General features: G+C 70.6%; 10 protein-coding genes. 8 read left to right on the top strand and 2 right to left on the bottom strand.

Going from position 1 to position 11887, the window contains the following annotated elements:
• The first annotated feature begins 207 nt into the window (after nucleotides 1–207).
• The 6 genes from AB6732_RS13730 to AB6732_RS13755 all read left to right on the top strand — a co-directional run bounded on the left by AB6732_RS13730 (nucleotide 208) and on the right by AB6732_RS13755 (nucleotide 7279).
• Nucleotides 208–1005: a MoaF C-terminal domain-containing protein gene (locus AB6732_RS13730; protein ID WP_370960474.1), complete on the top strand. Its 798-nt coding sequence runs from the start codon at nucleotides 208–210 to the stop codon at nucleotides 1003–1005.
• Between the two features lie 121 nt (nucleotides 1006–1126).
• Nucleotides 1127–2293: an ABC transporter substrate-binding protein gene (locus tag AB6732_RS13735; protein ID WP_370960475.1), complete on the top strand. Its 1167-nt coding sequence runs from the start codon at nucleotides 1127–1129 to the stop codon at nucleotides 2291–2293.
• A gap of 9 nt (nucleotides 2294–2302) precedes the next feature.
• Nucleotides 2303–3163 (top strand): branched-chain amino acid ABC transporter permease, encoded by an 861-nt coding sequence (locus AB6732_RS13740; protein WP_370960476.1) that lies wholly within the window; start codon nucleotides 2303–2305, stop codon nucleotides 3161–3163.
• Nucleotides 3150–4934: an ATP-binding cassette domain-containing protein gene (locus AB6732_RS13745; RefSeq protein ID WP_370960477.1), complete on the top strand. Its 1785-nt coding sequence runs from the start codon at nucleotides 3150–3152 to the stop codon at nucleotides 4932–4934. The genes AB6732_RS13740 and AB6732_RS13745 overlap by 14 nt, the downstream gene beginning before the upstream one ends.
• Nucleotides 4931–5620 carry an ABC transporter ATP-binding protein gene (locus AB6732_RS13750; protein WP_370960478.1) on the top strand — a complete coding sequence of 230 codons (690 nt, stop codon included), beginning with the start codon at nucleotides 4931–4933 and terminating at the stop codon, nucleotides 5618–5620. The genes AB6732_RS13745 and AB6732_RS13750 overlap by 4 nt, the downstream gene beginning before the upstream one ends.
• A gap of 30 nt (nucleotides 5621–5650) precedes the next feature.
• On the top strand, nucleotides 5651–7279 hold the full coding sequence (locus AB6732_RS13755; protein WP_370960479.1) for an amidohydrolase: 1629 nt from the start codon (nucleotides 5651–5653) through the stop codon (nucleotides 7277–7279).
• 133 nt (nucleotides 7280–7412) lie between these two features.
• Here AB6732_RS13755 and AB6732_RS13760 read toward each other — a convergent pair whose 3' ends face one another.
• Together AB6732_RS13760 and AB6732_RS13765 are read right to left on the bottom strand one after the other, a co-directional pair.
• Nucleotides 7413–8906 (bottom strand): GMC family oxidoreductase, encoded by a 1494-nt coding sequence (locus AB6732_RS13760; RefSeq protein WP_370960480.1) that lies wholly within the window; start codon nucleotides 8904–8906, stop codon nucleotides 7413–7415.
• Between the two features lie 216 nt (nucleotides 8907–9122).
• Nucleotides 9123–10235 carry a GTP pyrophosphokinase family protein gene (locus AB6732_RS13765; protein WP_370960481.1) on the bottom strand — a complete coding sequence of 371 codons (1113 nt, stop codon included), beginning with the start codon at nucleotides 10233–10235 and terminating at the stop codon, nucleotides 9123–9125.
• Between the two features lie 102 nt (nucleotides 10236–10337).
• On the opposite strand from AB6732_RS13765, the gene AB6732_RS13770 reads away from it, so the two are divergent.
• Both AB6732_RS13770 and AB6732_RS13775 read left to right on the top strand, forming a co-directional pair.
• Nucleotides 10338–11267, top strand: a complete 930-nt coding sequence (locus tag AB6732_RS13770; protein ID WP_370960482.1) for a carbohydrate kinase — start codon at nucleotides 10338–10340, stop codon at nucleotides 11265–11267.
• A gap of 89 nt (nucleotides 11268–11356) precedes the next feature.
• A complete protein-coding gene (locus AB6732_RS13775) occupies nucleotides 11357–11887 on the top strand; it encodes a YbhB/YbcL family Raf kinase inhibitor-like protein (protein WP_370960483.1) in 531 nt (176 codons plus the stop codon).

The raw sequence follows: 11887 nt of genomic DNA on the forward strand, positions 1-11887 counted from the left end.
CGCCCGGCGTCGCCATCCCCAGCGCCCGGCGCCCACGGAGCCGGGTGCGACTTGCCCTCCGCGGTACGCCGGTTGACTCTCGGTGCCCGAACGAGGGGCCTGTTCTTGTTGGGGCCCGCCCCCGGATCAACCATGAAGTGACGTGGATAACACCCATGGCCGTGCGCGGGAGCACCTCGCGGACCGCCGAGGACCGGGAGGGACACTGTGACCACAACGACCGACACCGACTCCGACGACTGGCGGACCTACGACGAATTCGCCGCGGGCATCGACAGCTACCGGCTGCCGTCCGCGAACCTGACCGGCACCGTCCTGGACGTCACCCTCGACGACGGCACGAACCTGCTGCTGTCCTTCGGGGAGCACCAGGTCAGCTGGCGTGCCGAGGGCCGGATTCAGGAGAACGGCGCCACCGACCCCTACGACGCGGTCGCGGTGCGGGAGGACGTCTTCTTCGTCAATCTTCCGCTCGAAAGCCGGGAGCGGGAGTCGCTCACTCTCGTCTACTCGGCCTCAACCCACCGGGCCACCGCTGTGCGCTCGCGGATCGCGGCCGAGGCGGTCGATGGCACGCCGCAGGTGCAGCAGGACTTCTGGGCCGGCGTCGTCGGCGGCGGGGAGGCGACGGGCGGGGCGCCCGGCCCGAGCCGCGACCTGATCGGCAAGCGCAACATCTACCGCTACAGCCCGGAACACCTCTACGAACACGTCTACATCTCCAGCCGGCGCTACGCCTGGCAGTGCCTTCAAGGCGTGCAGCGCGGCCACGGGGACATGGACCTCTCCACCGTGTGGAAGTTCGACGACGGCCTGTACCTCTTCTGCTTCCGCGAGTTCCGGATCGCGGTGGCGAGCGTCTGGCTGCACGACCTCGGCTACCAGCTCCGGACCACGGGGATCTTCCTCGGGCTCAACGGGGCGGGCGAGTCCGAGCACTCACGGGCCGGGGGCCACATCTATCCGCTGGGGTCCGTGTCCTATCCCGATGAACAGCCGGTCTGAGCCGTCGTCGCGGCCCGGAGCCGCCCCCACCCGACCGTCCGGCCTTGGCCCGGACGTCACCACCCCGGGCGAGAGCCCACGGACCGCCGCGATGGCGCGGCGGACAAGCAGGAGGAACACCATGAACAAAACAGCACTGGGCTCGCTTGCCGCCCTCGCCGCCGCGGCGCTCGTCCTCTCGGGGTGTTCCGGCGCGGACGGGGGAGGCGGTGGCGGCTCGATCGTCGTCGGCTCCGTCAACACCAAGTCCGGTGCGGCCACCTTCCCCGAATCCTCGTTGGCGGCGAAGGCCGTCTTCGACGCCTTCAACGACGCGGGCGGCCTGAACGGGAAGAAGATCGACTACAAGGCGCTCGATGACAAGGGCGACCCGGCCGGCGCCACCGCCGCGGCGCGGGAGCTCGTCGGGTCCGACGAGGCGGTCGCCATGGTCGGCTCCGCCAGCCTGCTCGAATGCGACCTCAACGCCAAGTACTACGAGCAGCAGGGCATCGTCTCGGTCCCCGGCATCGGCGTCGACACGGGCTGCTTCAACAACAAGAGCATCTCCCCGGCCAACGTCGGCCCCTACAACGACATGACCCTCACCCTCACCTACGGGTCCGAGGTCAAGAAACTCAACGACATCTGCATCCTGCTCGAGATCGCGGGATCCACACGGCCCAGCTACCAGGCCGCGATCGACAAGTGGACCGCCGCCACCGGGAAGAAGCCCAAGTACGTCGACGACACCGTGCCCTACGGCGCCGCGGACTACACGCCGTACATCGTCAAGGCACGCCAGCAGGGCTGCAAGGCGCTCGCCATCAACGGCGTGGAGCCGGACGCGATCGCCCAGGTCAAGGCCGCGAACGCCCAGGGCTGGAACGACGTCACCTGGCTCTTCCTGACCAGCACGTACAGCGAGAGCTTCGCCAAGGCCGTGGACAACGCCGGGGCCGGGATCTACGTCCCCGCCGAGTTCTACCCCTTCACGGAGCAGAGCGACATCACCAAGGAATGGCGCGATCTCATGACGAAGAACAACATCCCGCTCACCTCCTTCAGCCAGGGCGGCTTCCTCGCGGCGAAGCACTTCATCGAGGCGATCAAGACCATCAAGGGGGACGTCACGCGTGAGTCGGTGGCGAAGGCCCTCCGCGACGCCGCCCCGATGTCCAACCCGATGATCGGCGACCCGTACAAGTTCGGGCAGGTCCCCGCGGCCGGCTGGCCCATCGTGCTCAAGTCCGGCACGCATCGCTGGGAGAAGGCGGCCACCGACTGGCTGCGCCTTCCGAAGAGCTGAGGTCTCCGCATGCTTGAAGGCGCACTCTCCGGCCTCGCCGCCGGAGGACTCTACGCAGTGCTGGGGGTCTGTCTGACCCTCATGTCCCGGCTGGTCCGAGTGGTGAACTTCGCCCAGACGGCCACCGGGATGTTCGGCGGATTCTGCGCGGTGTGGCTCGTCACCCGTGGCGGACTGCCGGTGTGGCTGGGGTCGGTGATCGGGGTGCTGATCGGCGGTCTGCTGGCCGCGGCGATCGGCTGGATCGCCGCCACCTGGCTCTCCGAGGCGAGCACCACGAACCGGTCCGCCATGACGGTCGGCCCGCTCCTGCTCCTGGTCTCCCTGTCGTTCATCCTCTTCGGCAACAAGCCCCAGCCCTTCGCACCCCTGGTGCCCGGGCCGGCGCTCGTGGTCGGCGGGGTCGCCATCAGCTGGGTGGCCGTGGTCATGGTCGTCATGGCGGTCGCCGTCGCCGCCGCGGTGCACTGGCTGCTCACGCACACCAGCGTGGGGACGCGGCTGCGGGCGCTGAGCGAACGGCCGACGACGGCGGAGCTCCTGGGCATCCGCTCCCGTCCCCTGTCGATCGCGGTCTGGTTCGTCACCGGCGTCGTGAGCTCCTTCGCGATCATCCTGGTGGCGCCCTCCCAGGCGAACGACGCGACCAGCCTCGCGATGCTGATCGTGCCGGCCGCGGCGGCCGCCCTCCTGGGCGGTTTCCGTCGGCTGAGCCTCGCGGTGGTGGGCGGCCTGGTACTGGGGATGCTCTCCGGCCTGGTCGCCCAGATCGACGGGGTGGCCTTCATCCGCAACTTCCTGCCGTTCCTGCTCATCGTGATTCTGCTGCTGTGGACGCAGCGCAAGGAGGTGTGGGATGCAGCGCGTTGAAACGTTCTCCTCCCGGCCCTGGTTCCGCCTGGGCTGGCCCGTGCTGGTCGCCGCCGTGGCGATCGGCCTCGGCTCGGTGCTCAGCACCGCCCTGTCCGGGTACTTCGTGTTCCTGGGCGTCTCCGCGATCACCGCGGCGATCGCGATCCTCGGTCTGGGCGTGGTCACCGGCTCGGCCGGCATGATCGCGCTGTGTCAGATGACCTTCGCCGCGATCGGGGCGTGGGCGGTCGCGGGTCTCAACCTGATCAACGCGCCCGGCGGCTTCATCGTCTGGCTCCTGGCCGGAGGGCTCGCCGCGGGTGTCGCAGGCGTCCTGGTGGGGCTCCCGGCGCTGCGTCTGCGCGGTGTGAACCTCGCGGTCGTGACCCTGGGCTTCGCCGCGGCAGCGGACGTCACCCTGGTGCAGCTGCAGTTCCCGGGATCCGCGGACGGCGTGGCCGTGGCGCGGCCCGAACTCTTCGCCACGGACCGGAAGTACTTCTTCTTCAGCGTGATCGTGCTGACCCTCTGCGCACTCGGGGTCTTCTTCCTGCAGCGCAGCCGGATCGGTTCGAGCTGGAAGTCGGTGGCGTTCTCCGAGCGCGGCACGGCGTCCGCGGGCCAGAGCGTCCGCACGGCGAAGCTGACGGCGTTCGCCGTGAGCGCGGCCCTCGGCGGCATCTCGGGCGGGCTCCTGGCCGGTCAGGTGCAACTGCCCTTCGCCTCGAGCTTCACGCCCTTGCTGTCCCTGGCCCTGTACATCCTGGCGGTCATGTCCGGAGCGCACCTCATCGACATGGCGATCTTCGGAGGCATCATGTGGGTGGCGGTCCCGGAGCTGCTCAAACGGTGGGGCGTCCCGCAGGACTGGGGTTTCGTGATCTTCGGCCTGCTCGGCGTCCAGGCGCTGACCAGCGGTTCCACTCTCGGCGACGCCATCCGCGGCGCCCTGCGGCGCCGTCGTCGGGCGGCTCCGGAGCATGCCGTGCCGCAGCTCGCCGCCGCCGGTCCTGAGGAGGAAGCGGCGCCCGCCGCGCCGGCCCCCGTGCTCCAGGACGACGCCGGACAGGAAGCCCGCGAGCCCGTCCTCGTGGTGGAAGGCCTGAGCGTGCGGTTCGGCGAGCTCAAGGCGCTGGACGGCGTGTCCTTCAGCCTGCCGGAGAAGGGCATCATGGGGCTGATCGGGCCGAACGGCGCGGGCAAGTCCACTTTCGTGGACGCCCTCAGCGGCTTCCTGCCCCGGCACGGCGGCACCGTGCTCCTGGACGGCGCCGATCTGGCGGGCCTGACGCCCACCGAGCGCGCGCGGCGGGGCCTGCGGCGCAGCTACCAGCAGGACCGGGTCCCGCCCGAGCTCACGGTCGAGGCGTATCTGCGGTTCGTGGCCAGAACGCGGCTCAGCCGGGAGGAGATCGACGGGACGCTGGTGTTCTTCGGCTGCCCGCCCGCCACGGAGCGGCTCTCCGGCGTCGACGTCGGCACTCGGCGTATCGTCGAAGTCGCGGCCGCGGTGCTCGCCCGGCCGCGGGTCCTGATCCTGGACGAACCCGCCGCCGGCCTCTCCCACGAGGAGCACCTGGCCCTGGCGCAACGCCTCAAGGCCATCCCGGAACGGTTCGGCGTGGCCCTCATCATCATCGAGCACGACCTGGACCTGGTCCGTTCCGTCTGCCCCTGGCTCACGGTGCTGGACTTCGGCAAGGTCATCGCCTCCGGCCGGCAGGCCGAGGTCATGGCGGATCCCGCCGTGCTCGCCGCTTATCTCGGCACGACGGAGATGATCGCATGACCACTCTCACCCTCGACGGCGTCGCGGTCAGCCGCGGCGCCGGCCCCGTGATCTCCGGGGTCAGTTTCACCGTGAAAGCCGGCGAGGTTCTGGCCCTGGTGGGTCCGAACGGCGCCGGGAAGACGAGCCTGATCGAATCCATCTCCGGGGTGGTCACGAACTCCGCCGGATCGATCAGTCTCGGAGGCCAGCGGATCGACAAGCTCTCCCGGGTGCAGCGGGCGCGCCAGGGGATCGTGCACATCGAGCAAGGCCGGGCGGTGTTCCCTTCGCTCACCGTGCGGGAGAACCTCTCGCTGACGGCCCGCACCCCGCAGGCCCTCGCGGAGGCGCTCGAGAGCTTCCCGGAGCTGGAGAAGCGGATCGATTCCCCGAGCGGTCTCCTTTCCGGTGGCGAGCAGCAGATGGTGGTGCTCGCGCGGGCCTTCGCCGCGAAGCCGTCCTTCCTGCTCATCGACGAGATGTCCCTCGGCCTCGCGCCCGTGGTGTTCACCCGGCTCTTCCCGATCGTGGCGAAAATCGCGGCGACCGGTGTCGGCGTGGTGCTCGTGGAACAGTTCACCGAGCTGGCCCTGGGGCTCGCGGAACAGGCCGTCGTCGTCGCGGGCGGGGCCGTCAGCTACAGCGGGCCCGCCGCCCGTCTTCAGGACGATCCCGAGGTGCTGCACCGTGCGTACCTCGGCTGACCCCTTCGACCCCCTTTCAGGAGGCTCCTCATGACCGCAGATCTCGTCCTGCTCGGGACCATCCGGACCGCGGATCGCGCCCGGCCGCTCGCCGGGGCGCTCGCCGTCCGGGACGGGAGGATCGCCGCCGTCGGCACGCCCGAGGAGTTGCTGGCCGTCGCCGGACCCGACGCGGAGGTGCGGGAGCTGGGGAGCTCGGTGGTCTACCCGGGCTTCGTCGATGTGCACAACCATCACGCGCTCGCGGGGCGCGCGGAACTGTTCGAGCTCGTCCTGGAGCCCTCGCTGGGCCTCGAGGAGATCCTCGACCGCGTCCGCGAGAAGGCGGCCGGACTGCCGGAGGACGCGTGGATCGTCGGCGGCGTGATCGCCTCGACGCTGCTCACCTCGCTCGCGACCACCGCCACCCGGCGCCGCCTCGACGAGGCCGCCGGTGGCCGGCCTGTGATGCTCGCCGAGGACTCCCGGCACAACCGCTGGGCCAGCAGCCGCGCGCTCGAACTCGCCGGAATCACCCCCGAAACCATTCCCGCGGAGGGTGAGACGCTGCTCGACCCGGTGGACGGCACCCCCAGCGGCGTGCTGCTGGAAGCCGCCGGGATCCCCGTGCAGGAGGCGTACGACGGCGCCGGGGGACTGAGTGCGGAGCAGCACCGGGCGGCCTCCCGCCGTGGCGTCGAGCTGCTGAACTCGTACGGCGTCACCGCGTTCCAGGACGCCGGCGCGTCCCTGCAGATCCTCGAGGCCCTCGCGGACCTGGACCGTGCCGGGGAGCTCAATGCATGGGCGGTGAGTTCGCTCCTGATCAACGACCCGATCTTCGGTTTCGACCCCGTCGGGGTGGAGCTCATCGAGCGCGGCGAGGAGTTCCGCACCGGGCACCACCGCCCGGACTTCGTGAAGATCTTCCTCGACGGCGTGCCTCCGGCCCGTACGGCCGCGTTCCTGGAGCCCTACGTGCCGGATGCCGCCCATGGCGCGCACTTCCACGGTTCCACCACCATGACCGCGGAGGAGCTGCACGGCTGGCTGCGCGACGTCGCGGGCCGGGGTCTCGGCGCGAAGATCCACTGCACGGGGGACGGCTCCGCCCGGCTCGTGCTGGACGCCGCTGAGCGGCTCCGCGCGGAAGGCGTCGACCTGCCCCTGCAGATCGCCCACGGCCAGTTCCTCGCGCCCTCGGACATGCCGCGCCTCGCGGCCCTGGGCGTCTCGGCGGACATCTCGCCGTTTCTCTGGTTCCCGGGGGTCATCCCGATGGCCCTGTCGGAGGTCCTCGGGGAACGCGCCGAGCACTCCCAGCCCAACCGGACGCTGCTGGACACGGGCGCCCTCGTGGCGGGCGGCTCGGACTGGCCGGTCAGCGAGTCCCCGAACCCGCTGGAGGGGATCCAGGGCCTCGTGACCCGCGCCGATCCGCTCGGACGCGCCCCCGGGGTGCTGTGGCCGGAGCAGGCGATCGAACCGGAGGAGGCGCTCGAGGTGTTCACGGTCAACGCGGCTCGCGCGATGGGCCTGGGGGACGAGACGGGCTCGCTCGAAGCGGGGAAGTCCGCGGACTTCGTCATCCTCGACGCGGACTTCGTGGTGGGTGACCCGGAACGGATCATCGACACCCAGGTCCAGGAGACCTGGTTCGCCGGGCGCCGCGTGTACTGAGACCAGGTGCACTGAGAAGGCCGGCGCACTTGAGGTGCCTTGTGCGCTGGCCTTCAGGCGGCGCGCCGGCCGGGCCGGACGAGGGAAGGGCCGGGGATCGCGGATCCCCGGCCCTTCCTGTCGCGCTGTCGTCTCAGCCTTCCGGCTGCGCTTCCCGGAGCTCCTCCAGCAGCAGCGCCGCGCCGCGCTCGCCGATCATGACGGCCGGCGCGTTGGTGTTCCCGGTGGTGATGGTCGGCATGACCGAGGCGTCGATGACCCGCAGCCCGCTCACGCCGCGCACCCGGAGCCGGGCGTCCACCACGGCCTCGGAGTCCGACCCCATCCGGCACGTCCCCACCTGGTGGTGGTAGGTGACGGCGGTGCGGCGCACGTAGTCCTCCACCTCGTCGTCCGGGACGTCCGGGCCCGGATACAGCTCGACAGCGCCCCACTCCTCGGCGAGGGCCGCCTGCCGGCCGACCCTGCGCATCTGCCGGACCGAGGCGGGGAGGGAACGAACATCCTCCTGGTCCCGCAGCGCGCCGAGGTCGATCTCCAGCGGGTCGTCGAGGTCCGGCCCCGTGATGCGCAGGGCGCCCCGGCTGCGGGGGCGGACGATGCCCGCCATGAGGGAGAACCCGTGCTCGGCCGTGGCGGGGAGCTCTTCCGAGAACATCGGCACGGAGAAGTGGATGGGCTGTGTGTCCGGCTCCGGCAGGTCCGGCAGGCTCCGCCAGAAGGCGTGGGTCTGGGTGACCGAGACGCCCGGCTGCGGCGGCTCGACAGTGCGGGCCGTCGTCGTGAAGATGACCGGCGAGAGCAGGTGGTCATGGAGGTTGCGGCCGACCTGCGGTGAATCCACCACGACGTCGATGCCCAGCGCGTCCAGTTCCTCCGCCGGGCCGATGCCGGACCGGAGCAGGATCGCCGGGGACTCGAGGGCCCCGGCCGCGAGGACGACCGTGTCGGCACGCAGTTCGTGCTCGCCGTCGGCGTCCCGGTACTTCACGCCCACCGCTCGCCCGTCCTCGACCAGGACCGAGTGGACGTGGGCTCCCGTGCGGATGTCGACGGCGTCGCGCACCGGCTTCAGGTACGCCATCCAGGTGTTGACCCGGCGGCCGTCGCGAGCGGTGATCTGCTCCTGCGATGCGCCGTCGAGGGTGCCCGCGTTGTAATCCGGATTCCGGGGCACTCCCTCCTGGCCGTAGGCGGCGAGGATGCTCTCCTGGATGGGCGTGAGCGGGTAGTCGTCGGTGACGGGCAGGAGGTCGTTCTCGATCGCCTCGTAGACCGGGCGGACCGCGTCCCAGCCCCAGCCGGTGCAGCCCGCGGCCTCCCAGCCGTCGTAGTCGCTCGGCGCGCAGCGCACCCAGATCATGGCGTTCAACGCGTGTGAACCGCCCAGCACCTTGCCTCGCGGGAGGTGCAGCCGGCGACCGGCCGCGTGCTCCTGCGACACCGTGTGCCGGTCCCAGTCCTCGGGGCCGTGCCACAGTTCGCCGGCGCGGGAGGGGTCGTGGATCGCCGGGTTGAGGTCCTCCCCGCCGGCTTCCAGCAGCGTGGTGACGACGCCGGCGTCGTGCAGTCTGCGGGCGACAACGGCGCCTGCCGAGCCGCCGCCCACGACGATCGCACTGCTCATCTCAGCCCCTCCCGTGAGGGGCCGGGGCCCGGTGGGCACGGGTGGGTTGGGACTGGGACATCATCGGCCTCCTTGCGTCGCTTCCATGCCGCCACGCGGCGTGCTCCCATTCTGTTCCGAGGACAGGGGCGGCGGCTTTGACGGTCCGTGCACAGCACCGTGCGGGGCGTGAACGATCCGGGAAGGACGGCGGCCAGGAGGCGGGCCGCGTGCGGCTCAGCTCTCGGGGTGCACGGTCCGGTAGCGCTCGATCTGCTTGAGCCGGCGGCCCAGTGAATCGCGGCGCGGATGCGGTGTGACGTCGGGAGCCTCGCCCGTCAGCTCGACGTGCTCCTGGCCGTATTTCCAGAGCAGGAGGTCGTCCAGAAGGCGGTCGGGGCCGGGGGAATACCGGTGGTCCAGGGCGTCGCGGACCAGACGGATCCGCTCGGCGCTCAGGAGCTCCGCCATTTCAATGGTGCGCGTGAGCCCGTGCGCGGCCAGCAGTTCCGCGGCCCAGCCCCAGTCGTCGTCGACCTTGCGGTCCACATGGGGAAGGAGGGTCTGCCAGACGCGCCGCACCTGATCCGGGGTGAGAGGGATGGAGCCGTTGCCGTCCTCGTCCCAGTAGCTCCGGACCTCCTGGTAGCTCTCCTGCAGGTCGGCGAAGGCGCCCTCGACGGTCTCCAGCATGGCCGCCGTCGCGGTGAACTGACGGTCGAACTGCGGGGTCCAGGCGCGCGGGTCGTCCGCCTTGAAGCGGATGTCGTGCTCGATCTCGCTCCAGGCGTGCGCGAACACCGTGCGGATCTGGCATTCGAAGAAGTAGCTGCCGTTCGGCGGGATGTCCGGGTTGAAGAGCTTCTGGTATTCCCGGACCACGTCGTTCTGGATGGTGCGCAGAATGAGGTGACGGCTGGAGTAGCCGTAGGTGCCGGACTCGATGGACCCGATGTCCTTCTCGCGGTCGCCGCGGCAGTCGAAGAGCTGTCGCTGCTTCTTGATGACATTGGCCACCGTGGCGTTCTCCGCCGGGAGCTTGGTGATCACGCGGATGCCGACCATGTCGTTGAGGGTGCGGAAGGGATCCGGGAACTTGAGGACCGGCCGGCCTCCCGGTTCCAGGGGCGCCTCCAGGCGGGAGATCTTCTCCTGGAACGATTCGACGGTCTTGGTGCGGCCCGTGACGAACAGCGGCGTGACTTCGGAGGCCTTCAGGATGCCGCGCAGGGTCAGCAGGACGTTCTGGGTGACGAGTTTCAGGGACGGGCGGACCTTCCGGTACAGCTCCACGTGCTCGGCGACCAGCGCGCGCTGGTCATCGTCCAGACGATCCCAATTGCTTGCCATGCCGCCCAGCGTACTAGGCGGCGTGCCCGGCACACGTCATGCAGCGGCCCGGAACGGCCGGGCACTTCCAGCGCTTAGCACGTGTTAGTTACGATGAGCCCCATGCTCACTGTCATTGGCGAAGCCCTCGTGGACGTGGTCCACAGCAAGTCCGGAACCTCGGCGCATGTGGGCGGCAGCCCCCTCAACGTGGCCGTCGGCCTCGCGCGCCTGGATCACCCGGTCCAGTTCATCGGACGCTACGGCCAGGACGAGTTCGGTGACGCCATCGCCGTCCACCTGCGGGACTCCTCCGTCATGGTGCCGCTGCCGCCGGATGCGCTGCCGTCCAGCGTCGCCAAGGCCACCCTCGACGACGACGGCGCGGCCAGCTACGAGTTCGACCTCGTCTGGGAGCTCCCCGGCCTCGCCGACCGGCTTCCGGTCATCCTGCAGGGCAGCACTCTCCTTCACACCGGCTCCATCGCCACCGTGCTCGCGCCCGGCGCCGCGGATGTCCTGGCCGCCGTCGAATTCGCTCATCCGAACGTGACCATCAGCTTCGACCCCAACTGCAGGCCGAGCCTGACCACCGACGTGGACGCCGTCCGCGAGCAGGTGGAACGGTTCGTGCGGCTCGCCGACGTCGTCAAGGCGTCGGATGAGGACCTCGAGTGGCTCTACCCCGGTGTGGACGTCCAGGAGTCGGCCCGCCGCTGGCTGGCCCTGGGTGGCGAGAACGGCCCGGCTTTCGTCGTCGTGACGCGCGGCGCCGACGGCCCGTGGGGCGTCGCCGCGTCCGGCGAGACCGAGGTCCCGGCGCCGACGGTCACCGTCGCCGATACCGTGGGCGCCGGTGACTCGTTCATGGCGGCCCTGCTGTCCGGCGTGGTGGATGCCGGATACGACGGCGTGCTGAACCGTGAGCGTCTGCGCCGCGTGAGCGTCGAGGAACTGCGCTCCTTCCTGGCTTACGCGGCCCGCGCCGCGGCCATCACGGTGTCCCGCGCGGGCGCCAACCCTCCGGGCCGGGAGGAACTCGCCGGGCATTGAGCCCCGCGCGCTGCGCCCGGCAGCCGGGCCCCTGGCCGGCCGGGGCCTGTCGTAGGCTGGTGACCACACACTGACAAAGGAGCCGGACCATGTCCTTCGATCCCTATGCAGCCCTTCCCGCCGTCGCGGCGTTCCAGGTGACCAGCACCGATGTGGAGAACGGAGCGGTGTTCGCGCAGCCCCAGGTGAGCGGGGTGTTCGGCGCCGGTGGCGAGGACGTCTCGCCGCAGCTGAGCTGGGAAGGCGCTCCCGCAGGGACCCGCAGCTACGCCGTCACCGTCTTCGACCCGGACGCTCCGACTGCCAGCGGTTTCTGGCACTGGGCCGTGCTGAACATCCCGGCGGATGTCACGAGTCTGCCCTCCGGAGCCGGGTCGCCGGATAGCGCGCTGCTGCCCGAAGGCGCCGTCCAGCTGCGGAATGACGCCGGATTCGCGGGCTACGTCGGCGCGGCTCCGCCCCAGGGTCACGGCCCGCACCGTTACTTCGTGGTCGTTCACGCCGTCGACGTGCCCGTCCTGGACGTGCCGCTGGACGCCTCCCCGGGCCTGCTCGGGTTCAACCTCTTCAGCCACTCGATCGGCCGGGCCACCCTCGTGGCCGGCTACGAACGCCCGTGA

The sequence above is a fragment of the Arthrobacter sp. RCC_34 genome (assembly GCF_041360795.1).
GTDB lineage: Bacteria > Actinomycetota > Actinomycetes > Actinomycetales > Micrococcaceae > Arthrobacter_E.